The organism is Pseudomonas sp. FSL R10-2964, from assembly GCF_009600035.1.
GTDB lineage: Bacteria > Pseudomonadota > Gammaproteobacteria > Pseudomonadales > Pseudomonadaceae > Aquipseudomonas > Aquipseudomonas bubulae.
Genome location: NZ_WIWH01000035.1, coordinates 35,191 through 61,979, shown reverse-complemented (window position 1 = coordinate 61,979; position 26,789 = coordinate 35,191). Strand labels below are relative to the sequence as shown.

The window sequence follows — 26,789 nt, the reverse complement described above, 5'->3', positions numbered from 1 at the left end:
CGCTGAGTTCGGAATAGGACATAGGGGCAGCACCGTACCGGAAAGGTCAGGTGTTGCACTCAGTTTTCGCGGCCGCCCTTGTTCAAGCGATGCTGGGGGCAGTTACTCCAAATTTCAGGATGGTAGTTTTGTCTTGTGAAGATGATGTTTGGTTAATAAGATTTTATCTTGAGGAAAATATAGATGATGATATTGGTGAGGTAGAAGATATCATATGTCAATATACTGCTTATCAGGGATCGGATTTAAAATGCAGGTCGGAAATTTTTGTCTGCAACGAAGATCTACCTAGTTTGTCGGAAGCTGAGAGGGTCGTTTATCGTCGAAAAGAGTGATTTTTGACTTGGTGTAAACGAATCGGTAACAGCTCTTCAGGATTTCGGAGGACGCACTAGTAACGAACTGATCGTCGCGGCTGGCGAACCAATCAACAAGGAAGGCTTGACTAAAGCTGCTAGAGCGCTAACTAAGCATGCATCAGGGCAGAGAACGACAGGGACATTTCCGAAACTTACGGGTGGAATCGATAATCAAAACTCGGTTGCTCATAAAATAATTGTTGACATAGTCAGTGATCCTAAAGTTGTGTATACAAGCCTTAGTCGAGGGGGCTAGAAATCCGAGTGCCAGATGGTCCGGGCATGCGCTATAACAGTGATGGCTCCTTCTCCACATTCCTTGAACCGAAATTGTAAATATGAGACTCGAACGAAATCAAGATTTTGAAATTCTACGCTCTAGTGACGTGAGATATGAGTATCTCACTGCAGAGGTCTAGTACAAAGGAGAACCAATTGCTCAGATCAACCAAGATAAAGGGAAGGAAAACCTAGAGCTGGAAATATTTGCTGACTTGAAGGATGCGATATTGCGGGTCCCTCTGTATGATTTTCTAGAATCTCTGCAGTTGGCGAAGGCGTCTTTGGTTAACGACTAATCAGACGATTCTAAAGACATGGATTTCTATCAAGTATCACGCAGCGTAAGTAATTTCACGTGGGGTTCGCTATAAGGCGCAACCTAGAGCAATTTGCGGGAAGAGATGGCGGCATTGGCGAGTCGGCCCTGCGCCGTTGGGTTAGCCAGCTTGTGCATGAGCGCACTGGCGTCACCCCGCAGAGCAAGGCGCTGACCCCAGAGCAGCAAAAGAACCAGGAGCTGGAAGCTCGAATCACCCGTTCTAGTTACTACGCCCATCGCCTCAAGCGGCGATCTCCGGGCGTTGAGAGAATTCGATTACACAACTGTTCACCCAGAGCCGAAGCGCTGCTGGCATCCGCAGTATCGTGTCGATGATGCAAGAGGATGGCGAGCAGATCGGGCGTTTCAAGGTACGTGGCTTGATTCGGGAGCTGGGGTTGATTAGCAAACATCCGGGCTCGCATGCCTACAAAAAAGCAACGGTTGAGCGACCTGACATTCATGAGCAACGCGGGAAGCCTCAGGGACTGCTGTTTCATTCGGACCAGGGGTCGCAATATGGAAGTCGCCACTTCCGCCAGCATCTGTGGTGGTACCGCATCGGGCAGAGCATGAGTCGTCGGGGAATTGCTACGACAACTCGCAGATGGAGCGTGTATTTCGGAGTTTGAAAACCGAGTGGATACCTTCAGGGGGCTTATGTCGGTTCAGCAGGCGCAACGGGACATCAGCCATTATTTGATGCATCGCTACAACTGGATACGGCCTCAAACATTAAATGGCGGGCTAGCGCCCGCTCAGGCCGAGAAAAAACTTAACGTCGTGTCCGGGATTAGTTGACCACTACATAACACCTGTTTCTGGTTTGGAGAATGGCTACTGGATATCCGTAAAAATGGACAACCTATAAACCCGACCACGGGTGGAACGGGTGCAAGGGGAGACACTCATGTACCGCTGCCACCCAATACGTTGCCACCTAAGCGTTAAGAGGGAAATGTGATTAATGAATCGGAATTGGCCGAGTTAAGGTCAGCAGTGCTGACAGGTGTGACTATTGGTGTAGGTTCTCAGGTTCTGATTTTCGGAAATGGAGTGATCGTATTAATCCAGCGCCCTTTCAAAAGCAATGCTAGAGGCTGTGAGCGATGAGGGCACGGTGAGGAGGCAGGTACCGGCTTGTTGATGCTTGATTTTTTAAATCGTAAAGTTGAGCATGTTTGCCTTGAGGCAGGGGAAGTTTTGGAGCTTGATTTTGGGAGTGTAGGGTCTTTGGTGGTTGTTCCAGATTCAAATGGTTTGGAATCCTATGTTCTGACTACAAAATTCGGTGTGTCTCCAGTGTTAGTTATTTCACGGGTGAAAAGAAGCGTCTATTGATGCTCTTATCAAAAGTCACGATAAGGATTAGCGATGATGCAGCGGGCATGATTTCGGTTTTGGGGATTCACACAAACGAGCCTCTCCCGTTAACGATGAAACTGGAGATCACTATGGGTGCTGGTATTTGAGTGGCGAGTGTGACTGATGTTTTAGTCGGCAACGAGGTGTTTAACATTCGTTGTATGCGAGAGCATGCTCCAAGATTCTGTACGAAATCAGCGAAACTAATTTGAAGCCCATAGGCTTCGAAATTCAGCAAGTTCCGCGACCATCATAGGCAAGAGCCCACGATGGCCAAACGGTACGAACCTCTTCGGTGCTGCCCGGGATTTGGTTCCAGATATATTCGCTGAACCTCGCCATAGCGGGCGCCCGAGAGCGGATTATCGCTTGGTTCGTTCGCTACTGCACGCGCGGCCCTCCCTTAAACCCCTTTGGTATTCGGCAGCAAGATGGTCAATACCCCCAGCAGCGGCAGGTAGGAACAGAGTCCATACACATACTCGATGCCCTGGATGTCCGCCAGATGCCCCAGCAACGCGGCGCCAATCCCGCCAAAACCGAACATCAAGCCGAAGAACACACCGGCAATCATGCCGACGTTACCGGGTACCAGTTCCTGGGCATAGACGACGATGGCAGAGAACGCCGACGCCAGAATAAATCCAATAACCATGCTCAATACGCCTGTCCAGAACAGGTCCACATAAGGCAAGGCCAGTGTAAAAGGGGCTGCCCCCAGGATCGAGAACCAGATGACTTTTTTGCGCCCGATCCTGTCGCCAATCGGGCCACCAAAGAAGGTACCTGCTGCCACTGAGCCGAGGAACAAGAACAGGTAAAGTTGAGAGCTGGCCACTGACAGGTGAAATTTCTCGATAAGGTAGAACGTGAAATAACTGGTAAAGCTGGTCATGTAGAAGTATTTGGAGAACACCAGCATTGCGAGCACCACCAGTGCAAACGTTACTCGTCCCTTGGACAGGCCGTGGCTCGCCTGGCTGCCCTGTTTAAGCTTGAACAGGGCCAGGTGGTTGCGATACCAGCGGCTCAAGCCGTACAGCACGAAGATGGCGAAGGCGGCAAACAGGCCAAACCAGGCGACATGCCCCTGGCCATAAGGGATCACGATGGCCGCAGCCAGCAGCGGGCCGAATGCGCTACCGGCGTTGCCGCCGACCTGGAAGGTTGACTGGGCCAGGCCATAGCGCCCGCCTGACGCCAGTCGCGCCACACGGGAGGCCTCGGGGTGGAAGGTCGATGAGCCGATGCCGACAAGGGCGGAGGCCACCAGGATCGACGCAAAGCTGGCGGCAAAGGCCAGCAGCAGGATGCCGATCAAGGTGCACACCATGCCCGCCGGCAGCAGCCAGGGTTTGGGGTGGCGATCGGTGTGATAACCCACCCAGGGCTGCAGCAGGGAGGCTGTCAGCTGGAAGGTCAAGGTAATCAGCCCCACCTGGGTAAAGCTGAGCCCATAGTTGGCCTTGAGCATGGGATAGATCGAGGGAAGCACGGCCTGGATCAGGTCGTTGATCAAATGTGCCAGCGCGCAGGCGCCGATCACCTTCATGACCAGCGGGCTCGCTTGTTGGGCCACTGAGGCTGACGCAGACGCAGAGGCCGGGGATGCGGTTGTTGTAGACATGGCAAATCTTCCGGGGCGATAGGGGTGCGAGCTCAATGCTCGACGCTATCCTAGAATTCGCCTGCATGCCTGTCTCGCTGTATAAGGGAGCAAACCATCGCAAAAGGGGCGTCGCGATCAAACCACTCAATGATTTTTTGCTGGAGATCGATCGGAGCAACTGGACGGTGATCGGCAGCGCGACCGATTATCCTCAGGACTGGATCATCCCGGCCCATACTCATGAGAAGCATCAACTGCTGTATGCCATTGCAGGTGTCATGGTGGTTTACAGCGAGTCGAGCCAGTGGACCGTTCCCTCCAATCGGGGGGTGTGGATGCCCAGCGGCAGGGTTCATTCGATCCGCTGTGTGGGGCCGCTGAAAATGCGCAGTGTGTTTGTGCGACCCGATGCACTTGTGGACCTGCCTGCCGAGATAAGGGCCGTGAGCATCTCGCCGCTGTTGAGCGAGTTGATCAAGGTTGCCGTGGGCCTGAAGCTGCCATATACCGCGCACACCCGCGAAGGTCGGGTGATGCAGCTGATTCTGGACGAGTTGGCTCTACTGCCCGCATTACCCTTGCATCTGCCCCGACCAGCCGATCATCGCATCAACGATATTTGCCTCAGGTTGCAAAAAAATCCCGCCGACAGTTCGACGCTGGCTGACTGGAGTACCCATCTGGGCCTCGACGAAAAAACCATCCAGCGCCTGTTTCGCAAGGAGACCGGCATGACCTTCGGCCAGTGGCGCCAGCAGGCGCGTTTGCTGCTGGCGGTTGAGCGCATGGCGGTGGGGGAGAAGATTATCGATGTGGCGTTTTCACTGGGGTATGAAAGTCCGAGTGCGTTCACCAACATGTTCAAAAAACAGTTCGGCAAAACCCCCAGCCATTTTTTCAAATAGCCTTTCGCTCGCTGCTACGAACCGCTACACACCTTGGCAGCAACCGGGTCGTCGGGGATAAACGAGTCCTTGGCTGAGGGTTTAAGCACCACGTAGCCGCGGCGCCAGGGCTGGTCATCGACCATGCTCCAGCGATGCCCCGTACCGGTGTTGTCTTCGGCTATCAGCACTTCGCCCGGATGCAGGGTGAATTTTTCGCCATTGCGGGTCGCGAATGCCAGCGTGCCCGACAACGTGATGACGTACTGCGGCTCCGGGTCGTTGTGCCAGTCATAGGAAGCATGCGCCGGGCTTTGCTTGAAATGGATGGCGGTCACGTCGTTGCGCCTGTTCTGGTCGATACGGCCTTGCAGAACATGGGAGGCGTTGTCCGCACCCGTACACAATTTGTAGGCCTTGATGGTGTCGGTAGTGGAGGTGGCGGCCTGGGCACCGCTCAGGGTCGCCAGGGTAATGGCTACCGCCGCCGCCGTGCGCAGGCCCAGGCGGTGGATTGCAATGCGCTGCGGTGCGCGAGTGTGCTTATGCATGGAGCAGGGTTCCCTTGTGCTGAATTGACGTGACAGGCAGTCATGTTCTGCGGGGGAGCGGCTCTGGACAATTAACAATTTGTTTATGGGTTATAAAAGCCCGACTGATCGAGACGGACTTTTGGTGAGCGCTGATGGGGTTGGTTGCCCGCTCATGCCATTGCCAGCATTCAGCATTACTGCAAATGTGCCTTGAGTTCTTGCGAGGCTTGCAACATGGCAGAGCGCACTGCAGGCACCTGGCTGACCACGTTCAAAAGACCAAAGTCGTGAATCATGCCGTTATAGCGAACCGCAGTGACCGGTACTCCTGCCTGATCCAGCTTGCGGGCGTAGGCTTCGCCTTCGTCACGCAGTACATCGGCACTGGCGGTTTGTACCAGTGCAGGTGGCAGCCCCTTCAACTGATCCACCGATGCGCGAAGTGGCGAGGCGTAGAGGTCGGCACGTTGCTTGGGGTCGGTGGTGTAGTTGTCCCAGAACCACTTCATCATGTTGCGGGTGAGAAAGTGGCCCTCGGCAAATTGCTTGTAGGATCCGGTATCAAAGTTGGCATCAGTCACTGGCCATAGCAGCACCTGGTATTTGATCGCCGGTGTGCCTTTGTCTTTGGCCATCAGGCTGACCACAGCGGCCATATTGCCGCCCACGCTGTTGCCTGCAACGGCCAGGCGTTTGCCGTCTACATTGATTTCGCTGCCGTGCTCGGCCACCCACTGGGTTGCCGCGTAGGCCTGGTTGATGGCTGTCGGGTACCTGGCTTCGGGGGAGGGGGTGTAGTCAACATACACCGCCACTGCCCCGGAACCCGCGACCAGGTCGCGTATCAGGCGCTCGTGGGTCGGGTAGTCTCCCAGCACCCAGCCGCCACCGTGGAAGTACATGAACACGGGCAAGATGCCTTTCACGCCTGCCGGGCGCACGATGGTCAGGTTGATATCCTGACCCTCGACGGAAATGGTCTTTTGGCTGATATCGGCTTTGGGCAGAGTCAGCTCTACCCCCGACTGGGCACTCGCCAGCACCGCACGCGCATTTTCAGGCGAGAGCTTCTCGATGGGTGTGCCGCCACTGGAATTCAATGCATTAAGGAAGTTCCGGGTGTTGTGTTCAATACCGGTGTCAGTTGCTGCGAACGCGCTGCCTATAGATACAGCGAGGATTGACCCCGCCAGGATTTTAACAAGAGTGCTCATGTTTTTATCTTCATCGCAGTGGGTTGAGCGTACACGTACGGGTGTACATCGCAATTGCCTAAATGGGCGACGAAGTTATGCTCAAGCTGGCTGAAAGCGTCAACTTCCAGACTGTTAGAGGATTTGTAGTCGGAAAAACCAGCGGCTCATTCTGTATTTGTTTTTCACGACAGTTGTTTGATGAGCGTTTACAAGTTGCCCGGGTTTTATCTGGCGAGCGCAGGCCAACTCATTACGTTAAGGGTGGCAATGAGCTGAAAGCCGCGCCTGCGCAATAATCAGCCCTTGGCCACCCCCACCCGCCACTGCGAAGGGGGCACCAGGCCGTTGACCAGGTAGTTGCCGACAATGCGTGACTTGTAGACCCGGGGATTGTGGTTGGCCAGGGTGCGGGCGTTGCGCCACAGGCGGTCCAGTGCCTTGTTGCTGGCGGTGGCACTGGCGCCCAGGGCATCGAACAGCGCCGTAGTCGCGGCCAGGGTGGCGTCTACCACGGGGTTGACCGCCAGGCACACTTCCAGTTCGGCCAGTGCCACCTGCGGGTCTTCATGGGTCAGCGGCTGCTCACTGGCAATGGTGTATTGCGCGGTGCTTTCCAGGCGCTGCGCCGCGTACCGGGCAATGGCCTGTGCTGCATAGGCCTGGCTGGCCACCTCGCCAATCACTTGCAGCAATTGCACGTCCTGCGCGGCGCTGTCGGCATTGCCCGTAGAGAAGGTTCTGGAGCGGCTGTGCAGTTCGTCGGCACCACTCAAGGCGGCGCGGCGGGCGATGCCGGCCAGGGTGCTCAGGTGGTAGATCTGGAAGAACGATTGGCCATAGGCAAAACGCTGGTCGGTGGCGCGGGGTTCATCGTTCACTCGCACGTTGTCGAAAATGCAGGTACCGCTGGCCGTCAGGCGCTGACCAAAGCCGTTCCAGTCATCAATGATTTGTACGCCGGGGGCCTTGAGATCGACCACTACGCTGTACAACGTGCCATCGTCACCGGTGCCGATGGTGTTGATCAGGTCACTGTAAAGGGCGCCGGTGGTGTAGAACTTTTTCCCGCTGATACGCAGCGAGCCGTCTTCAGCCCGGTGGATGCGGGTTTCGAATTCGCCACGGGTCTGCGTGCCCACCTCGGTACTGCCCGGCGACAGTAAAACGCCCTGGCTGAGTGTGTCCAGCCAGCGGGCCTGCCAGTCGAGATTTTTCGAGACCAGCACTTCTTCGCAGAACCCAAAATGCCCGCGCAAGGCCTGGGTGATGTTGGAGTCGGCTGCAGACAATTCGGTCAACAGGGCGAGCAACTCAACCAGCGTGGCGTCCTGGCCGCCATAGCTGGTCGGCAGACGCCAGCGCGGCAAGCCCAGGGCGTTCAGTTGCTGGATCACCTTGCCCAGGTGACTGCGCGAACCATCAGCTTCGGCGGCTTGTGCGCCGATTTGGGCAAACAGCGGGCGAAAGGGAGCGGCCAGTTGTTCGTAACGGGCGCTTGGGGCGCTGCCCCAGATATCAAGTTGTGGATTAGGCATGCAGTCTGACCTTGCCGGGCCTGCGCTCAAAGGCGCGCTGGCGCTGAAATGAGTGAAGTAAATACGGTTAGGCCCAGTGGTCTGGTGAAGCCACCCTAATACTAGATTGGTCAAATGCTTAATACCAAAAACAGCTAACCAAATACCCGGACAGGGTTCTATGGATATGCCTTAAAAGTATTGGTTGCTTATGTCTTTATTGCGCTAGCTTCTAAAAACGCCACGCTTGGCGACTCAAAAAGCCTCTTTTCTCAAAGCCAGACTGCATGCCTACAGATGGTTGATTCAGCTGTTAACTCTGTAGGAATCCTTAATGACAACACGTCAAAAATTGCTCGGCCTGTTGGGTCTGGCCTCTCTGGTGCTGCATGGCACTCCCGCCTGCGCCGCTACCCCGCAGACCCTGGTGGTGGGCGATCAGTTCTTCTCCAACCGCATTGTTCTCGAACTCTCGGGTGAGCTTAAAGATTTGCCCTATACCATCGATTTCAAGCGCTTCAATACCGGTTCGCCGGTAGCCTCGGCCGTCGCCAGCGGCGCCCTGGATATTGGCGTGGTAGGCGATACCCCGGTGATCAGCCTGGCGGCCAACGGTGCCCCGGTCAAAGTCGTGGCCAGCACCCAGACCAGCCTTAACGGTGTCGGCATTGTGGCCCGCCCGGGCATCCATTCGGTGGCTGACCTCAAAGGCAAGACCGTGGCGATCTGGAACGGCTCCTGGAGTCAGCAGATGATGTTCAAGGCCCTGGATGAAGCAGGCGTGCCACGTGACAGCGTGAACTACAAGTTCCTGTTGCCGGCGGAAGCCAGCATGGCCTTGAGCCAGGGCGATATCGATGCCTTCGGCACGTGGGAACCCTATGTGTCGCTGCAGGAAAAAGAAGGCAGCACCCTGATCCGCAACGCCAAGGGGCTGATGAGTGCACCGACTTATGTGGTTGCCTATGAGCCGGTGCTGGCGCAAAAGGGCGAGATCATCAAGGACTTTGTTGCGCGCCTGACCCGCGCCCGGGAGTGGAGCCAAAGCCATGTTGATGAATACGCTGCCGCCTGGTCCAAGGCCAACCAGTCCTCCCCGGAAATCGCCAAGGCCTGGTTCAAGCGTGACGCCATTACCGTGTTGCCGATTTCACCCACCATTGTCAGCGAAGCCCAGGCCACTTCTGATTTTCTATACGACGCCAAACTGCTGAAAAAGCCGTACGACGTCACTCCCATGTTTGACCGCGCACTCTGACAACCAAGGAAAACCTTATGGCCAAGCAAATGGCACTGGCGGGGTTTATGCTTTCGGGCCCCGTGGTACATAGCCACGCGGTGTGGCGTCACCCGCAAACCCATAACCACTTTCTCGACCCCGACTACTACATCGAAATAGCCAAGACCCTGGAAGTGGGTTGTTTTGACCTGTTGTTTTTCGCTGATCGCCTGGCGGTCGGCGATCAGGCCGGGCAATCCCGGGCGCGTTCCTTCGAGTTGGGTGCGCAGGATGCGGCGCGGCTCGATCCGCTACCGATTCTCAGCTTGCTGGCCGGTCACACCAAGCATATTGGCCTGGGGCTGACACGCTCTACCACCTACTACCAACCGCCCCATGTGGCGCGGGCCATCGCCTCCCTGGACCATATCTCCAGAGGTCGCAGCGCCTGGAATATCGTGACCTCGATGAACGACAGCGAAGCGCGTCTGTTCGGCCATGCCCAGCACCTGGCCCACGATCAGCGCTACGCCCGCGCCGATGAGTTTGTCGAACTGGTGCTCAAACTGTGGAACAGCTGGCAGCCGGATGCGCTGGTGCTGGACAAGGTGCGCGGCATCCTCGCCGACCCGAGCAAGATCGATGCCTTCAAGCACAGCGGCACCTACTTCGACTGCGAAGGCCCGCTCAATATTCCGCGAGTGCCACAGGGCCAGCCGGTGCTGATCCAGGCCGGAGCTTCGGGGCGGGGTCGCCAGTTTGGTTCACGCTGGGCTGAAGTGATTTTCAGCATCAACAGCCGGGTAGAGCGCATGCTCGAATTCCGCCAGGACATCCACCAGCAAATGCGTGCCATTGGCCGTGATCCTGCTGATTGCAAAATCCTCACGGCGGTCATGCCATTTATTGGCGGCACTGAAGCTGAAGCGATCAAAAAGCGCGATGAGCACAATGCATTGGCCAACCCTGAACTGGGGGTTATCACCCTGTCGACCCAGTCCAATTTCGACTTTACCCAATTCCCGCTGGACACCCGCCTGCTGGATATCGCCCGGCACTCGGCCACCCCCGACGTGATTGCGCAAAAACTGCGTCTGGAACGTGACATCACCCTTGGCGAGTACGGTGCGATCATGGCCGCCAGTATCCGCGTGCCGCAATTGGCGGGGACCGCAGAGAGCGTGGCGCAGCAATTGATCGACTGGCTGGAGTTGGGTGCCTGTGACGGTTATGTGGTGTCGCCTGCCTATCTGCCCGGCACTTTCACCGAGTTCACCGAATCGGTGGTGCCGATCCTGCAACGCCGCGGTTACCTGCGCAGCGCCTATGAACACCCGACCTTGCGTGGGCATCTGGGGTTGAAAAGTTTCAATTGAAACCGGAGTGCGAGGGGGGCAATCCTGAACCCCTCGCCAATGACGGATTGCTCGATAGCCCCTGAGGCCGGTTCCTTTACAGAATATTCAATGGGTAGCTGACAATCACCCGATGCTCGTCGCAGCCTCGCTCCGCTCGACAGCGGCTACAGGTGCTTGGCAGTTGTGCAAGGACTGTAAAGTTGGGTAAATCTTGGCTTCGAGCCTTGCTCGCACTGGTATAAGAGCGGCGTTTTGTCCCTGTTGAAAATGAGCGTTCGGTCATGAAATTGAAGTCTGTTGTTAAAGCGATGGTTGTAGCGGTGGCGGTATCGGCCTTGTCAGGCTGCTGGATGTTTATGCCGCCAGGCGGCGGTGGCGGTGGCGGTGGCGGTGGTGGCGGTCATGGTGGCGGTGGTCAGCACGGTGGTCAGCGCTGATCGGCTGAGTCGCTTTATTGTGGGCGCTGGCATTACAACTCCAGCTTGTAGCCCACGCCATACAACGACTGGATCGGGTCTTGCCCGGGGCTGGCCTGGGCCAGTTTGCGCCGCAGGTTGCGGATATGGCTGTCCACCGTGCGGTCAGTGACCACGCGATGGTCGGAGTAGAGTTTGTCCAGCAACTGGTCACGGGAAAATACCCGCCCCGGGGCGCGGGCGAAGGTGTTGAGCAGGCGCAGTTCAACCGGGGTCAGGTCCAGCGCCACGCCATCGAACGAGGCGCGATACTGCGCTTCGTCGATCTGCAGGCGGGCCCGGGCCACCTGCTCGAACTGCGGGCTGCGGCGCAGGATGGCCTTGACCCGGGCCACCACTTCACGCGGGCTGAACGGCTTGCAGATATAGTCGTCAGCGCCCAGATCCAGCCCCAGCAGGCGGTCCACTTCTTCTACGCGAGCGGTGATCATGATGACCGGGATTGCGCTGAAATCCCGCAGCTCCTTGCAGATTTCCAGGCCGTCGCGACCGGGCAGCATCAGGTCCAGCAGGATTAGCCGTGGCGCATGGCTGCGCACCCACGGCACCACGTCCAGGCCATTGTCCAGGCAATGCACGGCGTACCCGGCGAGGGTCAGGTAGTCATGCATCAATGCGGCCAGTTTAGGCTCATCTTCAACGATCAGAATCGTGTCCATGCTTTACACCTTGCGTGGCAAGCGCAGGCTGAGCCAGAGGCCGCCCAGGGGTGAGTGGTCGGCCGTGAGGCTGCCGCCATGGGCCAGTACGATGCTGTGACAGATCGGCAGTCCCAGGCCGGCGCCGCCACTGGCGCGATTGCGCGAAGCTTCACCGCGGTAGAAGCGCTCGAACAGCCGCGGCAGTTGCTGCGGGTCTACGCCGGGGCCGGAGTCCATAAAGCTGACCAGTATGTGCTCATCTTCAATGGAGGCGCTGATCAGCAGCATGCCGCCGGCATCGGTGTAGCGCACGGCGTTTTCCAGCAGGTTGCCAAACAGCTGTTGCAGGCGCTTGGCATCGGCTTCCAGCAGCAGGGGGCAGGATGGCAGGCGCAGCTCAACCCGCAGGCCGGCCGCATTGCAGCGTTCCTGATACATGGCCACCGAGGTCTGCAGCAGGTCGTTGAGGTCGCATTGGCTTTTGCGGTAGGTCAGGGCACCGACATCGGCCAGTGACAGCTCATACAGGTCGTCCACCAGTTTGCTGAGCATGCCGACTTCGCCTTGCAGTGACTTCATCGAACTGTGATCAAGGGTGCGCACACCGTCCTCGATGGCCTCCAGTTCGCCGCGCAGGATCGACAGCGGCGTGCGCAGTTCGTGGGAGACATCGGCCATAAATTCGCGGCGCATTTTTTCGTTGCGCTCAAGGGTGTAGGCCAGTTGATTGAAGTCGCGGGCCAACTGGCCGACTTCGTCATTGGACGATACGGCTACCCGGTTGCTGTATTCCCCGGTGGCCAGTTTGTGGGTGGCCGCAGCCACGCGCTTGACCGGGTCGAGCAGGGTGCGGGCGATCCACCAGGCAATCAGCATGGCCAGCAGCAGCGAGAGCACGCCCATGCCCAGACTGGTTTGCAACTGGTATTGCTGGAAACGCTCGCCACCGGCCTCGGTCACGCTCTGGAACGGGGTCACGGCCAGCCAGCCGACGGTTTTGCCATTGACTTCAATTGGCCGCAGCAGAGCATCGTCGCCGATGGAGGGGTAGCCGGTGACGCGCTTTTTATCCTGGTCGAGCAGGGCAATGCGAAACAGCGCGCCGGTCAGGTCCGAGGGCAACGGGTTTTTAAGGTCGCCGCGTTTGGGTTCATCCCCTGCGTCTGGCCGCATAAGTTGAAACCAGCGCTCTGGATTGTGTCGCAAAAAATCCCAACTGCCTTCGCGCTGCCAGGCGCTAACCATACGCGGCTGCACGGATTCCATGCGCTCCAGCGCCTGTTCATTGAGGTAGCCGAGAAAGCCCCGGGTGAAACTCCAGCTGGTGGCCAGGCCCATGCTCAGAATCACGAACAGCACGCTGGCCAGGACGGCGATAAACAGCTTGGTGGAGATACTCAGTTTCATCGGCTCGGCTTACTGGCGAAATGGCCTGCTCATTTAGGCCCAGCGCCGGGGAAGATTCAAGGCTTGCGGGCAATCTTCAATTTTCCTGCACATTTGCCTCGCACCATGACATCAGCCAACTGTCTTGTAGAGGCCGCCATGTCGATCAAACTGTTTACCAAATCCCTGGTAACCGCCGCTGTTATTGTGTCTTTGCTGGTTCTCGTTGTGTTGAGCGGATGCTCGGCCGGTGATTCCGCGCCCGTTGCCGAAAAACCCAAGGTTTCGGTGCTCACTGTGCAACCGCAGCGTCAGGCATTGACCACCGAGCTGGCCGGTCGCACCCAGGCATTTATGGTTGCGCAGATCCGTCCTCAGGTCAGCGGCATTGTGCAGCAGCGCCTGTTCGTCGAAGGGGCCGAGGTCAAGGCCGGCGAGGCGCTGTATCAAATTGATGCGGCGCCATACAAGGCCGCCTTTGCCCAGATGCAGGCCACCGCCGCCAAGGCCCGCGCCACCGTCAAATCGGCTCAGGCCACGGCCCGGCGCGACGCGCAACTGGCGAAAATAGACGCCATCAGCCAGCAAGATAATGAAGACGCGCAGGTCAGCCTGCAAACGGCCGAGGCCGACCTGCAAGTGGCCTTGGCCGACGTCGAAACCGCGCGCATCAATCTGGCTTACACGCGCATCAGTTCGCCGCTCAGTGGCCGCATCGAAACCTCCACCGTGACCCCCGGCGCCTTGGTGGTGGCCAGCCAGGACACTGCGCTGACCACCGTGCAGCAACTGGACCCGATCTATGTCGACGTCACCCAGTCGACCAGCGAGTTGCTGCGCCTGAAACGCGACCTGGCCAGCGGCACCCTGCAAAACAATGGCCAGGGCGAAACCCCGGTGTTGCTCAAACTCGATGACGGCAGCACCTACAACCACGCCGGCAGCCTCAAGTTCAGTGGCGTCACCGTCACTGAAGGCACCGGCACCGTGACCCTGCGCGCTGTCTTCCCCAACCCCGATCACCTGTTATTGCCGGGTATGTATGTACGCGCCGTGCTGGATCAGGCCACCGACGACAGGGCGATTTTGATCCCGCAAAAAGCCGTCACCCGCAGCGCCAGCGGCGTGACCTCGGTGCTGGTGGTGGTCGAGGGCAAGGTCGAACAGCGCGTGCTGACCATTGACCGTGCCGTGGGCAATCAATGGTGGGTCACCTCCGGGTTGAATGCCGGTGATCAGGTGATTGTCGAGGGCGGGCAGAAAGTCCGGGTGGGCAACGAGGTATTGGCACAAAACAGCGAAACCCGTGCGCTGCCAACCCGTGCCGCACCCACTGCAATTGCCAAGGAGGGTTGAGCATGGCGCGTTTCTTTATTGATCGGCCGATTTTTGCCTGGGTGATTGCCATTGTGATCATGCTCGCGGGCGCGCTGTCGATCACCCAATTGCCCCTTGAACAGTACCCGGACATTGCACCGCCCACCGTGAAAATCGCCGCCACCTACACCGGCGCATCGGCCAAAACGGTCGAGGACTCGGTGACACAGGTGATCGAGCAGCAAATGACCGGTATCGACAAGCTGACCTATATGTCGGCCTCCAGCAGTTCGGCGGGCAGCGCCAGTATCAACCTCACCTTTGAGGCCGGCACGGATCCCGACGTGGCGCAGATGCAGGTGCAAAACAAGCTCCAGCAAGTGGAATCGCGCCTGCCCAGCTCGGTGCAGAGCGAAGGCCTGACCGTGACCAAGGGCGGCTCGGATTTCTTGATGATTGCCGCGCTGGCCTCGGATAACCCGAGCGTGACCGGCACGCAGATTGGCGATTACATCTCCAGCACCTTGCTCGACTCCATCAGCCGCATCGACGGCGTCGGTGAAGTCAAAGCCATGGGCTCAGGCTACGCCATGCGCATCTGGCTGGACCCGGCGCTGCTGCAAAAATATTCCCTTATGCCTTCTGACGTGACCACCGCCCTGGAGGCGCAAAACACCGAAGTGTCGGCCGGGCAATTGGGCGCCTTGCCCGCCGTGGCCAGCCAGCAACTCAATGCCACCATCACCGCGCGCAGCAAGCTGCAAACCGCCGAAGAATTTCGCAATGTGGTGGTCAAGTCCAACAGCGCCGGTGCCGTGGTGTTGCTCGGCGAAGTGGCCACGGTGGAGCTGGGCAGTGACAGCTATGACGTCAACTCGGCCCTTAATGGCAAACCGTCCGCCGCCATGGGCGTGCAACTGGCCACCGGCGCCAATGCGCTGGAAGTCGGTGAGGCGGTCAAGGCCAAGCTCGCCGAACTGGAACCGTACTACCCGAGCGAAATGCAGCTCAAAAACGTGATCGCCTACGACACCACGCCGTTTGTCAGCCTGTCCATCGAAGAAGTGGTCAAGTCCCTGGGCGAGGCCATCGTGCTGGTGGTGCTGATCATGTTCCTGTTCCTGCAGAATTTTCGCGCCACGCTGATCCCCGCCATCACCGTGCCGGTGGTGCTGCTGGGCACCTTTGGCGTGCTGGCGATGTTTGGTTACTCGATCAACACCCTGACCATGTTTGCCATGGTATTGGCCATTGGCTTGCTAGTGGATGACGCCATTGTGGTGGTGGAAAACGTCGAGCGGGTGATGAGCGAGAAGGGCCTGTCGCCGCTGGAGGCAACGCGCCAGTCGATGGATGAAATTACCAGCGCCTTGATCGGCATCGCCCTGGTGCTGAGCGCGGTGTTTATCCCCATGGCGTTTTTCAGCGGTTCAACCGGGATTATCTACCGCCAGTTTTCGGTGACGATTGTGTCGGCGATGGTGCTCTCGGTGCTGGTGGCCATGACCCTGACCCCGGCCCTGTGTGCGACCTTGCTCAAGCCGGTTGACCCAAACGGGCACGGCCCGCAGACCGGCTTCTTCGGCTGGTTCAATCGCACCTTTGAACGCGGCGCCCAGGCGTATCAACGGGTAGTCGGCAAGATTTTGCAGCGCAGTGGCCGCAGCCTGATGGTGTACGTGTTGGTGGTCGCCGCGATGGCGGTGGGTTACACCAAACTGCCCACCTCGTTCCTGCCCGATGAAGATCAGGGCATCCTCATGGCGCAGATGCAATTGCCGGTAGGCGCCACCGATGACCGCACCCAGGCTGTGCTCAAACAGTTCGAGAGCTACATCCTGCAACAGCCGGAAGTCGAGGCCATGATCAGCATTTCCGGCATGGGCATGGGTGGCAATAGCCAGAACTCGGCGCGGGCGTTTATCCGTCTCAAGGAATGGAGCGAGCGCACCGGCGCCGGGCAGGATTCAGCGTCGATCGCGCAGCGCGCCACGCAGGCGCTGTCGAGCATCGGCGATGCCGATGTGTTTGTCATGCAGCCGCCAGCCGTGCGCGGATTGGGGCAAAGCTCGGGGTTTGATTTGCAACTCAAGGACGTCGCCGGGCTGGGCCATGAAGCGCTGGTGGCGGCGCGTGAGCAACTGATCGAGCTGGCCAGACAGGACCCGCGCCTGCAAGGCGTACGCAGCAACGGTCTGGACGACACGCCGCAGCTCAAGGTGACGATTGATGACCGCAAAGCCGGGGCGCTGAGCCTGACCACCAGCGATATCAACACCACGTTATCCACGGCGTTGGGCGGCAGTTACGTCAATGACTTCCTCAATCAGGGCCGGGTGAAAAAGGTCTATGTGCAGGGGCAGGCGTCGTCGCGGATGCAGGCTGACGACCTTGATCACTGGTTTGTGCGCAACAGCAATGACGAAATGGTGCCGTTCTCCTCGTTCGCCAGCAGCTCATGGACCTCGGGTTCGCCGCTGCTGGAGCGCTACAACGGCAGTTCGTCGCTGGAAGTGGTGGGTGATCCGGCACCGGGCGTGAGTTCCGGGGTGGCGATGGACGCTGTGGAGTCGATCATCAAGCAACTGCCTGAAGGCATCAGCTACGAATGGACGGGGCAGTCCTATCAACTGCGCCTGTCCGGCTCGCAAGCGCCGTTGCTGTATGCGATTTCGGTGCTGTTTGTGTTCCTGTGCCTGGCGGCGCTGTACGAGAGCTGGTCGGTGCCGTTTTCGGTGATGCTGGTGGTGCCATTGGGCGTGGTGGGCGCGGTGCTCGCCACTCGCTTCAGCGGCTTGAGCAATGACGTGTACTTTCAGGTGGGACTGTTGACCACCGTGGGGCTGGCGGCGAAAAACGCCATTCTGATCGTCGAGTTCGCCAAGCATCTGCAAGAGCAGGGCAACAGTTTGATCGACGCCACGCTGATCGCGGTACGGCAACGTCTGCGGCCGATTTTGATGACCTCGCTGGCCTTTATGTTTGGCGTGTTGCCGCTGGCCATGAGTTCCGGTGCAGGTTCGGCCGGGCGTCAAGCCATCGGCACCGGCGTGCTGGGCGGCATGTTCAGCGCCACGGTGCTGGGAATCTTCTTTGTGCCGCTGTTCTTCGTGTTGATTCGCCGCCGTTTCAGCCGCGTGTCGACCCCCACCACTGACCGTACAGGTGAAGCATGAGTCGCTTTCGTTGGTCGCTGCTGGCCGTTTTCGCACTGCTGGGCGGCTGCATCAATCTGGCGCCTGAGTACGAGCGCCCGCAAGCCCCGGTGGCCGAACAATGGCTGCCGGGCACCGCTACGCCCAAAGGGCAGGTGGCGGCGGACATTCAATGGCAGCAGTTTTTCACCGACCCGCGTCTGGCGCAGTTGCAGACCCTGGCCTTGGCCAATAACCGCGACCTGCGGGTGGCCAGCCTGAATATCGCAAAAGCGCAGGCGCAATACCGTATTCAGCGTGCCGCCTCGTTTCCGGGGATCGACGCCAGCGTCAGTGGCAGTTCCAGTCGGGCCAACAGCAGCACCAGCCACAGCTACAGTGCCGAACTGGGGTTGAGCAGCTACGAAGTGGACGTGTTCGGGCGAGTCAAAAACCTTCAGGACGAAGCGCTGCAATCCTATCTGGCGCTGACCGAAACCCGCCGCAGCACTCAGATCAGCATGGTCGCCGAAGTGGGCACCGCGTGGCTGACGTTGGCGGCGGACAACGAGCGCCTGAAATTGGCACAAGAGACGCTGACCAGCCAGCAGTCCACCTACGAACTGACCCAGCGCAGCCATGGTTTGGGTGGTTCATCGGGGCTGGCGGTCTCTGAGGCGCAAACCACCGTGGAATCGGCGCGGGTCGAAGTGGCCGAATACGCCAGTCAGGTGCTGCAAGATCAGAATGCGCTGCGCCTGTTGGTGGGCAGCGACATCCCGGCCAACCTGCTGCCGGGCGACAGCCTGGAATCGGCGGCGATGCTGGTGCAAGTGCCAGCCGAGTTGCCGTCCACCTTGTTGCAGCGTCGTCCGGACGTACTGGCCGCTGAACATAGCTTGATGTCCGCCAACATCGACATTGGCGCGGCGCGGGCGGCGTTCTTCCCCAGCATCACCCTGACCGCCGGTGCCGGGTCAGCCAGCACCAGCCTGTCGAGCCTGTTCAAGGCCGGCAGCGGCGCGTGGAGCTTTGCGCCGAGTATCAGCCTGCCGATCTTCGACGCCGGCAGTAATCGGGCTACGCTGGACTCAGCCAAAGTGGAGCGCGAGATACAGGCGCAGACCTACCAGCTGACCTTGCAGACTGCGTTCAAGGAAGTGGCCGATGCACTGGCGGTGCGCAGCACCCTGGACCAGCGCCTGAGCGCCCAGCAAGCGCTGACCGAGGCCAGTCGCAAAAGCTACGAGTTGTCGGATGCACTGTACCGCAGTGGTTCGCAAAGCTTTCTTGAAGCACTGGTTTCCCAGCGTTCGCTGTACAGCGCCGAACAAGACCTGATCACCCTGCGACTGGCCGAACAAAGCAACCGCGTGACGTTATACAAAGTGCTGGGCGGTGGCTGGAACTGAGCGCAGGTTTACCCCGGATTTTTCATTGAAAAGGAGCTGTCATGATCGCCCTCCAAACCCTGCGCCGGCTATTACTCGGCAGCACAGTGCTTCTCCTGCAACTGCCGAACCTGGCCCATGCCGAAACGACCATCGCCGCGCTGCCCGTGGTCAAACCCGCCATCAGCTGCGCGGCCCTGACCCGGGTTGATCTGCAGGCAATCGGCGGCAAGGGCAGCCAGGTGGAGTCGGCCAGCGAAACCACCAGCAATGGGGTTACCGCCTGTGAAGTACAAGGCACGCTGGCGCCGAGCATCGGTTTCAAGGTCATGCTGCCAACCCACACCTGGACCCAGCGTTATCTGCAAGTGGGTTGCGGCGGCCTGTGCGGGCGGATTTCATTGCAGGTGGGCGCGGCCGAAGGCTGTGCCCCCCTGAACAGCGGCGGCTTTGTGCTGGCAGCAACCGATATGGGTCACGAGGGCATGGACAACAGTTGGGGCAACGATGCACAAAAACGTGCTGATTTCGCCCATCGCGGCGTCCACCTGACGGCACTGGCCGCCAAGCAACTGATTGGCGCCTATTACGGCCAGCAACCTGCGTACGCTTATTTTACCGGCTGCTCCGATGGCGGGCGCGAAGCCCTGATCGAAGCCCAGCGCTATCCCGACGATTTCAACGGCATCATTGCCGGGGCGCCGGCATTGAATTTTCTGGTGCAGAATTCGATTTATCATGCCTGGCAGGCCCGCGCCAATCAGGACGGGGAGGGCAAGGCGATTCTTGTAGCCTCGCGCCTGCCGATCCTGCACCAGGCTGTGCTGCAGCAGTGCGACGCGCTGGACGGGCAGGTCGATGGTCTGATCAGCGACCCGCGAGCTTGCCGCTTTGATCCAGCAACCGTGCAGTGTAAGGCCTCTGCGACGGACACTTCGGACTGCCTGAGCACCAGGGAGGTGGATGCGACCCGAAGCCTTTATGACGGCCCGCGTGACCCGGCTACCGGTGAACGCCTGACCATTGCCGGGCCACAGCCGGGTTCCGAGCTGGCCTGGGCCGGGGTGTTTGTGCCGGACAGCGTCGATCAGCCGATCAACAGTGAAAAGATGGCTCTGGATGTCTTGCGCAATCTGGCCTTCGAGCGCAATCCGGGAGCAGATTACAGCCTGGCGGACGTGAAGTTTGATCGCAGCACCCTGGACCAATTGCGCGCCCTGCACCCACTGTATGACGCCACCAACCCGGATCTGTCGGCATTCGCAGACCGCGGCGGCAAGCTGATCCTGTGGCACGGTTGGGCCGATCAGCATATCTCGCCCCTGAACACCATCGCCTACCACCAGGCGGTGCAGGTGCAGATGGGCAAGTCGAAGGCCGAGTCCTTCGAGCGGCTTTATCTGCTGCCAGGGGTTTACCACTGTGGTGGCGGTGAAGGCCCGAGCCTGCTGGACCTGCTGACACCCATGATGTCATGGGTCGAAAAGGGTCAGGCCCCCGCTGCCATTGTGACCTTGCAGGCCAGCAGCAAACAGGCCGCTGCCAGCGAGTTTGGCGCACCGACCAATCTGCCGGGCCGGGCTGCTGCGGACCAAAAACCGTCAATGATGGCGCCCCGGTCTGTCGCCCAGGACCCTGCCAACGACGGGCTTACACGCCTGGTGTTTCCGTACCCGGATGTGGCGGTGTATGACGGCAAGGGCGATGTTAAATCGGCCGACAGTTATGTGCGCAGCCCAAACGCGGTGGATGAAAAAAACCCGCAGTGGCTGGGCTCGGACTTTTTCACGCCCTATGCACCGCTGCAACGCTGAGGTCTTCAGCCCTCGGCACTGCGCGCCAGGCTCTGGATGACCTGGGTGAGGATTTCATCCGATAATGGCACATCACTGCGTCGCGCCTGGCGATACTCGCTGGGGGTACTGCCCGCGTATTGCTTGAATGCGCGGGCGAAGTAGGAGGGGTCTTTGAAGCCGACTTCATAGCCGATACTGGTAATGGGCATCTGGCTGTTGTCGAGCAGGTCCTTGGCGCTGTCCATGCGCTTGCCCAGTATGTAGTCCATAAAGCCCAGCCCGTAGACTTCCTTGAACAGGCGGCTAAAGCGAAAGGTGGTCATGCTGCAGCGCCTGGCCAGGTCTTTCTGGTCAATGCTTTCGCAGTAATGCTGATCGATGTACTGCAGCACATTGTGCAGTGCGTTGTGCTTTTGATGGTCGGTGGTCAGGCGGATGCTGTCGGGCAGAGCAGGACCATGTTCGATCGGCAATGCCTTGTTGTTCCCGGCGGCGCTTCTCAATGTACACAGTTGCTCAAGGGCGTTGAGGTAACGATTGATCTCGGCCGCACTCAGGGGCAGCACCACATATTCCCAGACTCGCGAACGCATGGCCCAGATCGCAAGCTCTTCGGAGTGCTGCACGGTAAACATGGTGATCGGGATAGAGGGCGACTTGAGTTTGATTTCCTGCAACAGGCTGAGCCCCGCCAGGTCGGGGCAGTCAAAATGCATGCAGATCATGTCTGGCACCGGTTCGCGGTGTTTGTTGGCCCAGGCCCGGGGGGTGTCCAGCAGGCAGTGACAGGCGGAACGAAAGGGCAGCATGAGGGCTTCAGTGGATTGATTGCGGGTAAGGTCGAACCATAGGAGATGAGGTTGTTTGACAGCTTCAGATTTCATTCACCTAATCCTTTCTTGTGCAGAGCGCTGTCGGGTTGATAGGTCGAATCAATATGTACGCGCACTTTCAAGTTGGTTTTTAATTGGATCCGATCAGGGTGTTTGCCTATCTAATTAGTGCAAAAAAATCCTGCTGTTCGACAATAAACTCCTAACCGCTCCTTCCACCGATGGCTAGCCTTCAATCAGGCGGTGCATTTAGTAATCGCTTTGGGCAAGCCACTCGAGTGAGGTGAACAAAATGAACTTGCAAACCATTAAAACTTCCGTCCAGGCCTTTATTAAGGATGAGAACGGCCTGACCATTGTTGAATACGCCGTGGCCGGTGGCTTGATAACCCTGGGGGCGGTTGCGGCATTCGTCACCCTGGGTGGCAACGTCAAGGACGCCATTACCAGCCTGGGGTGTGCGGTCAAGGGTACTACCTGCTGATGCACGGGCAATGATCACTGGGGCATGGCTCCTTTGCAGTTGCTGGCTGCCGGTTTGCAGCGCCAATGATACCAACCCGTACATAAGTATCGCTGTTGCTGTGAGGTTGTGAAGATTAAATCCTGCTATGAAACCCCCGGCTTAGTCTGTTGCGCTATACGTCCCCTCTAGCCCAGCACCCTTAAGCCGGTTTTTTTGTGCCTGATTAGTTGTAGTACGGATTGCATATAAAGAGTCTGTTAGTGGCAGTTACCTGCTCTTGAATAGGTGGGGTTTAACTGTTTCTGGGTAATGTCAATAAAGTCCTAGCAGTCAGCAAAAATCTCCTAACCCTCAAATAACCCTCTGGCTAAGATCCAATCAAGCAGCGCAAATAGCCCTGCTTCTTGATATCAAACATTGAGTGAGGTGGACGAAATGAGCCTGCAATCAATCAAGACTTCCGTAGTGAAGTTTATCAACGACGAAGATGGCCTGACCATTGTGGAATATGCAGTGGCAGGCGGGCTGATAACACTGGGCGCTGTCGCCGCGTTTATCACCCTGGGCGGCAATGTGAAAACAGCAATCACCAGTCTGGGATGTGCTGTCAAGGGCACTGTCTGCTAACACGATGTCTCCTGTTGAGGGTGCAGCCATGAGCGAGTTACTGATTGCTCCTGTCGTATTGCTTTTAGGGCTGCTGGGAGTTGCGGTGGTGAGCGATCTTCGCAGTCACCGCATTCCCAACCTTCTTGTTTTGCTGGGGCTGGTACTGGGCCTGGTCGGCCAGACCTGGGCCGCAGGCTTTATCGGGTTGGGGCATTCACTGCTGGGCATGCTGATCGGTTTCGGAATTTTCCTGCCCATGTACGCCGTTGGCGGGATGGCCGCCGGGGACGTCAAGTTAATGGCCATGGCCGGCGCATTTTTAACCCCCCATGACGCCCTCTGGGCTGCGTTTTTCAGCCTGATTGCAGGTGGGGTATGCGGGTTATTGATCGTCCTGGTGCAGGGCCAGGCCCTGCAAACCCTGGGCCGCTACTGGTTGATGCTCAGGGCACGCGCCTACTTCCCCCCCCACGCTGCTGAAGTGGCCGGCAAACCTTTCCCTTATTCGGTCGCCGTTTTGCTCGGCACCTTGGCCAGCGTCTTTTGGCTGACCTTGGGCCACTAGTTCAGGAGAACACCATGTACGCCATCAGCAGCAACCGTGTTTCTCTCGATGAGCGCGAAGCGGTACAACTACTGGCTCCACAACCACGGACCATCCTTGAAACCGGATTGGCAGACAATTTTCTCGGTGATCTGGTGTGCAAGCATTTATACGATGCGGGTGTGCTGGACATGGTGCAGCTGGTGGCGCGACTGGCGCTTACCGGTGCGGTAATGGAAGAAATCCTCACGTTCCTGCGCAAGGACCGTCGCGTCGAAGTACTGGGCCAGGCAGGGGGGCAGGCCATGCGCTACGGCTTGACCGAGCGCGGCCGCAACAGTGCCCGCGATGCCCTGGCCCGCAGTGGCTACATAGGTGCAGCGCCTTACCCGGTGAGTGCCTACCGCTCGCTGCTGAAGTTGCAGACCATTCACCACGGGCGTATCAGCGCCCATGACATGCACCACTGTTTCGGTTCGATGGTGCTGGCGCAAAGCATGCTCGATCAACTGGGTGTTGCCTTGAATTCCGGGCGCGCCATCATGATTTACGGGCCTGCGGGTACCGGCAAGACCTATGTCAGCAGTCGGCTGATCCGCTTGTTTGCCGAAGCGATCTGGGTGCCCCATGCCATCGCCATCAATGAATCGGTGATCGAGATCTTTGACCCTCAGGTACACAAGCGCCTGGGCGATGACGAACATCAAAACGGCTTGATGCTCAACGAGGGCATAGACCGCCGCTTGCTGTGCTGCGAACGGCCGATCGTGATCACCGGTGGTGAGTTGACGATGGAACAACTGGATGTGCGTTATGACCCTTATGCCCGTCAGTACCAGGCACCGTTGCAACTCAAGGCCAGTAACGGCCTGCTGATCATCGACGATCTGGGGCGTCAGCGCATGACCCCGGGCGAGTTGTTGAACCGCTGGATTGTGCCCATGGAAGAGAGGCGAGACTTCCTCAACCTGGGGGGCGGGCGCCACTGCGAACTGCCGTTTGACCTGATCCTGGTGTTCTCCACCAACCTCAATCCGCTGGAGCTGGCTGACGAAGCATTTTTGCGGCGCATTGGCTACAAGCTGCAATTTGGCTACCTCAAGCCTGGCGAATACGAACGCATCTGGATTCAAGAGACGCAGCGCCTGGGTATCCCCTATGACCCGCTGTTGCTCAGTTTCGTGCTGCACGACCTGTATGGCGCCGAAAACATGCCCCTGGTGCCATGTCATCCCCGGGATCTGTTGAATATGGCGTGCGATCGCCAGCGTTATCTGGAGGGGGCGGGGCCACTGACTACTCAGGAGCTTGAGTGGGCGTGGCGCAACTATTTCGTCCAACTCGATTTTCTTGGCTAAGGAGTTACCGTCATGAACTCGCGCACGCTGACTTTGATTGTCCTGTCCGTGATCCTCGGGCTGGGGGCTACATGGATGGCCAATAACTGGCTCACGGCACGGCTGAACACCAGCCCTGACGATAACCAGCAAAACGTGGTGATTGCCACGGTGGAAATCGCTTTCGGGCAGATGATCGAGCCCCAGCAAGTGACGGTGGTGCGCATGCCCAGGGATGCAGCCCCCGAAGACGCCTTCGACACCACTGAAAAAGTGGTCGGCAAGATCGCCACCTTCTCCCTGCTGCGCGGCGACATTCTGCGGGGGGCACGGTTGGCCGAGCATATGGGTGGCAGCACCCTGGCCTCGCTGATCGAACCCAGCAAACGGGCCATCTCGGTGCGGGTGGATGACGTGGTGGGCGTCGGCGGCTTCCTGCTGCCGGGTAATCGGGTCGACGTGCTGGCAACCCGGCAGGTTGGTAGCGAAGGTAATGCCGAGTCGAAGACCATTCTCCAGGACCTGCGGGTACTGGCTGTTGACCAGACCGCCAGCACTGACAAGACCCAACCGGTGGTGGTGCGTGCGGTAACCCTGGAGATGACCCCCGCCCAGGCCGAAGTGCTGGTCAAGGGCATGAGCGCTGGCAAGGTGCAACTGGCCTTGCGCAACCCTCTGGATAACAACAAGACACCCATTGCGGCTGAGCCCGTTGCCATGGCGGCGCCGGTACTGCCGACCGTGATGGCCAAGCCGGTGGCTCGCCGTCGTGCACCGGCCAATGACGGTGGCGTGATTGTCATCCGCGGTGTCGCGGCCACGGTAGAAAAGGCGATGTAGAGGGCCGGGCAGCGGCCGCGCAAGACTATCAAGGTGAACCATCATGAACGCGCGTATCCAACAGCCCCACACCGCGTTTCCCCGGCAACAGCGCGGCGCCATGCTGGTCCTGGTGGTGATTGCCATGGCTTCGCTCTTGTTGATGGGCGCCCTGGCCCTGGACGGCAGCCATATGCTGCTGAACAAGACCCGGTTGCAAAACGCCGTGGATGCGGCGGCGTTGAGCGGGGCCAAGACGCTCAGCATGGTAGTGGGGGCGACCGGCTCGGCCAGCCTGACGCAAACAGCGGCCCTCAATACCCTGAGCCTCAATGCCAATGCGACGGGCAACGAGGAATTGGGCAGGGCCATCACGGCCAACCCGTCAGGCTTTGCCTCGGTAGAACTGGCCACCAGTGTCTACGGGCCGTTTTCTTTCCCGGGGCCGACCAATGCGACCTTTGTTCGGGTCACGGTGAACAACTATCCCCTGAGCAGTTTTTTCTGGGGCGTATTCCAGGCGCTGGACAACGGTAACGCCACCGGCAAGGCCGTCGCGGCGGTGGCCACTGCCGGGCCCAGCCCGAGCAGCGGCCCCTGTGATCTGACGCCGCTGCTGGTGTGCGGCAACCCTGCGCAGAACAATCCGGCTGCGGGGATGTTCTGGGGTTTCACGTTCGGTGATCTGCAGGTACTGAAAACTGCCGCCAACAACAATTCGCCCATCGGTCCGGGCAATTTTCAGCTGCTGGATTTCGGTTCGGGCGGCAAGACGGTCAGGGAAGCGTTGGCGGGGGGGATCGACCAGTGCAATATCGTCGGTGCAACTGCCCAGACCAAGCCGGGCAACACCGTGGGCCCGGCTTCCCAGGGCCTCAATACGCGCTTTAACGAATACAAGGGTGGCCTCAGTGCTTCTGACTATCCGCCGGACCTGGTGGTTACCGTCAATCCCAAGTCATTTACCTACGCCGGGTCGCCTGCGCCGATTCTGTATGACGGCAATACGGTCACGTCCAGCAGCGGCAACCTGTCCACCAGCAGCGGTGCCCTGTACGACTACAACAACTGGAAGCAGGACGAGGCAGCTTGTGTGGGCGGCGGCGCCGGTTGCCAGGGCAATGGTGTATTTGAACGACGGATCCTGAAAATCGTGATCGGCGATTGCTCGGGCAAGAACGACGGAGCCTCGGCGATTCCGGTGCTGGGCTTTGGCTGCTATTTCGTGATGCAGCCAGCCGCTCAGCAGGGTAATGAAGCGCAAATCTTCGGCCAGTTCGTCAGCGTGTGCGAAGGCGACAACGTACCGGGTCCCAACCCTGCGGCCAACGCCGGGCCACAGGTGATCCAGCTGTACAAAACCTATATCGACAACAACCAGACGCCGAGCACCGACTCCTAG

General features: G+C 58.8%; 22 protein-coding genes and 1 pseudogene. 16 read left to right on the top strand and 7 right to left on the bottom strand.

The genetic code is table 11. The features are described from left to right. Positions 1-1,032 precede the first annotated feature (1,032 nt). Positions 1,033-1,761, top strand: a pseudogene (locus GHN92_RS18620) (integrase core domain-containing protein); the annotation flags it as partial. A 967-nt stretch (positions 1,762-2,728) separates the two neighbouring features. On the opposite strand, the gene GHN92_RS18615 reads toward GHN92_RS18620, so the two are convergent. Then, positions 2,729-3,952 carry an MFS transporter gene (locus tag GHN92_RS18615; RefSeq protein WP_095022925.1) on the bottom strand — a complete coding sequence of 408 codons (1,224 nt, stop codon included), beginning with the start codon at positions 3,950-3,952 and terminating at the stop codon, positions 2,729-2,731. A gap of 65 nt (positions 3,953-4,017) precedes the next feature. Between GHN92_RS18615 and GHN92_RS18610 the strand changes: the two genes are divergently transcribed. After that, positions 4,018-4,839 (top strand): helix-turn-helix domain-containing protein, encoded by an 822-nt coding sequence (locus tag GHN92_RS18610; RefSeq protein WP_095001756.1) that lies wholly within the window; start codon positions 4,018-4,020, stop codon positions 4,837-4,839. Between the two features lie 14 nt (positions 4,840-4,853). On the opposite strand, the gene GHN92_RS18605 is transcribed toward GHN92_RS18610, so the two are convergent. Both GHN92_RS18605 and GHN92_RS18600 read right to left on the bottom strand, forming a co-directional pair. Further along, complete coding sequence (locus GHN92_RS18605; RefSeq protein ID WP_153380770.1) at positions 4,854-5,369, bottom strand: cupin domain-containing protein; 516 nt, start codon at positions 5,367-5,369, stop codon at positions 4,854-4,856. Positions 5,370-5,545: 176 nt separating this feature from the next. After that, a complete protein-coding gene (locus GHN92_RS18600; protein WP_095026557.1) occupies positions 5,546-6,565 on the bottom strand; it encodes an alpha/beta hydrolase in 1,020 nt (339 codons plus the stop codon). 62 nt (positions 6,566-6,627) lie between these two features. Here GHN92_RS18600 and GHN92_RS18595 point away from each other — a divergent pair, with 62 nt between their 5' ends. Further along, positions 6,628-6,843: a hypothetical protein gene (locus GHN92_RS18595; protein ID WP_153380768.1), complete on the top strand. Its 216-nt coding sequence runs from the start codon at positions 6,628-6,630 to the stop codon at positions 6,841-6,843. Here the strand turns inward: GHN92_RS18595 and GHN92_RS18590 are convergent, their stop codons facing one another. Further along, entirely contained in the window at positions 6,844-8,082 is a 1,239-nt protein-coding gene (locus GHN92_RS18590; RefSeq protein ID WP_138738467.1) for an acyl-CoA dehydrogenase family protein, read from the bottom strand. It abuts the gene before it with no gap. Positions 8,083-8,395: 313 nt separating this feature from the next. Here GHN92_RS18590 and GHN92_RS18585 point away from each other — a divergent pair, with 313 nt between their 5' ends. The 3 genes from GHN92_RS18585 to GHN92_RS23890 all read left to right on the top strand — a co-directional run bounded on the left by GHN92_RS18585 (position 8,396) and on the right by GHN92_RS23890 (position 11,075). Continuing rightward, positions 8,396-9,319 (top strand): ABC transporter substrate-binding protein, encoded by a 924-nt coding sequence (locus tag GHN92_RS18585; RefSeq protein ID WP_095019283.1) that lies wholly within the window; start codon positions 8,396-8,398, stop codon positions 9,317-9,319. Between the two features lie 17 nt (positions 9,320-9,336). After that, positions 9,337-10,656 (top strand): LLM class flavin-dependent oxidoreductase, encoded by a 1,320-nt coding sequence (locus tag GHN92_RS18580; RefSeq protein ID WP_153380766.1) that lies wholly within the window; start codon positions 9,337-9,339, stop codon positions 10,654-10,656. A 263-nt stretch (positions 10,657-10,919) separates the two neighbouring features. Beyond that, entirely contained in the window at positions 10,920-11,075 is a 156-nt protein-coding gene (locus GHN92_RS23890) for a hypothetical protein (protein ID WP_176464952.1), read from the top strand. Between the two features lie 32 nt (positions 11,076-11,107). Here the strand turns inward: GHN92_RS23890 and GHN92_RS18575 are convergent, their stop codons facing one another. Next, positions 11,108-11,773, bottom strand: a complete 666-nt coding sequence (locus tag GHN92_RS18575) for a response regulator (protein WP_095001750.1) — start codon at positions 11,771-11,773, stop codon at positions 11,108-11,110. A gap of 3 nt (positions 11,774-11,776) precedes the next feature. Then, positions 11,777-13,162 (bottom strand): ATP-binding protein, encoded by a 1,386-nt coding sequence (locus GHN92_RS18570; protein ID WP_153380764.1) that lies wholly within the window; start codon positions 13,160-13,162, stop codon positions 11,777-11,779. Positions 13,163-13,300: 138 nt separating this feature from the next. Between GHN92_RS18570 and GHN92_RS18565 the strand changes: the two genes are divergently transcribed. Genes GHN92_RS18565 through GHN92_RS18550 form a run of 4 tightly spaced genes read left to right on the top strand, consistent with a single transcriptional unit; the run spans position 13,301 to position 20,797 of the window. Continuing rightward, a complete protein-coding gene (locus GHN92_RS18565) occupies positions 13,301-14,497 on the top strand; it encodes an efflux RND transporter periplasmic adaptor subunit (protein WP_095032092.1) in 1,197 nt (398 codons plus the stop codon). Between the two features lie 2 nt (positions 14,498-14,499). Continuing rightward, the gene (locus GHN92_RS18560; RefSeq protein ID WP_153380762.1) at positions 14,500-17,634 is read left to right on the top strand and encodes an efflux RND transporter permease subunit; all 3,135 of its coding nucleotides are present in this window, start codon (positions 14,500-14,502) and stop codon (positions 17,632-17,634) included. Next, positions 17,631-19,004, top strand: coding sequence for an efflux transporter outer membrane subunit (locus GHN92_RS18555; RefSeq protein ID WP_153380760.1), 1,374 nt, complete (start codon positions 17,631-17,633; stop codon positions 19,002-19,004). The genes GHN92_RS18560 and GHN92_RS18555 overlap by 4 nt, the downstream gene beginning before the upstream one ends. Before the next feature lie 41 nt (positions 19,005-19,045). Further along, the gene (locus GHN92_RS18550; protein ID WP_153380758.1) at positions 19,046-20,797 is read left to right on the top strand and encodes a tannase/feruloyl esterase family alpha/beta hydrolase; all 1,752 of its coding nucleotides are present in this window, start codon (positions 19,046-19,048) and stop codon (positions 20,795-20,797) included. A gap of 5 nt (positions 20,798-20,802) precedes the next feature. Here the strand turns inward: GHN92_RS18550 and GHN92_RS18545 are convergent, their stop codons facing one another. Next, entirely contained in the window at positions 20,803-21,663 is an 861-nt protein-coding gene (locus tag GHN92_RS18545; RefSeq protein ID WP_153327473.1) for an AraC family transcriptional regulator, read from the bottom strand. A 241-nt stretch (positions 21,664-21,904) separates the two neighbouring features. On the opposite strand from GHN92_RS18545, the gene GHN92_RS18540 reads away from it, so the two are divergent. From GHN92_RS18540 to GHN92_RS18515, 6 genes are all read left to right on the top strand, one after another. Beyond that, positions 21,905-22,096 carry a Flp family type IVb pilin gene (locus GHN92_RS18540; RefSeq protein ID WP_095001743.1) on the top strand — a complete coding sequence of 64 codons (192 nt, stop codon included), beginning with the start codon at positions 21,905-21,907 and terminating at the stop codon, positions 22,094-22,096. A 417-nt stretch (positions 22,097-22,513) separates the two neighbouring features. Beyond that, positions 22,514-22,705 (top strand): Flp family type IVb pilin, encoded by a 192-nt coding sequence (locus GHN92_RS18535; protein WP_016782274.1) that lies wholly within the window; start codon positions 22,514-22,516, stop codon positions 22,703-22,705. Positions 22,706-22,733: 28 nt separating this feature from the next. Next, a complete protein-coding gene (locus GHN92_RS18530; RefSeq protein ID WP_095001742.1) occupies positions 22,734-23,252 on the top strand; it encodes a prepilin peptidase in 519 nt (172 codons plus the stop codon). A 14-nt stretch (positions 23,253-23,266) separates the two neighbouring features. Then, complete coding sequence (locus GHN92_RS18525) at positions 23,267-24,589, top strand: AAA family ATPase (RefSeq protein ID WP_095001741.1); 1,323 nt, start codon at positions 23,267-23,269, stop codon at positions 24,587-24,589. A gap of 12 nt (positions 24,590-24,601) precedes the next feature. Then, positions 24,602-25,408: a Flp pilus assembly protein CpaB gene (cpaB, locus tag GHN92_RS18520; RefSeq protein ID WP_095020918.1), complete on the top strand. Its 807-nt coding sequence runs from the start codon at positions 24,602-24,604 to the stop codon at positions 25,406-25,408. Between the two features lie 40 nt (positions 25,409-25,448). Next, complete coding sequence (locus GHN92_RS18515) at positions 25,449-26,789, top strand: TadE/TadG family type IV pilus assembly protein (protein ID WP_238705536.1); 1,341 nt, start codon at positions 25,449-25,451, stop codon at positions 26,787-26,789.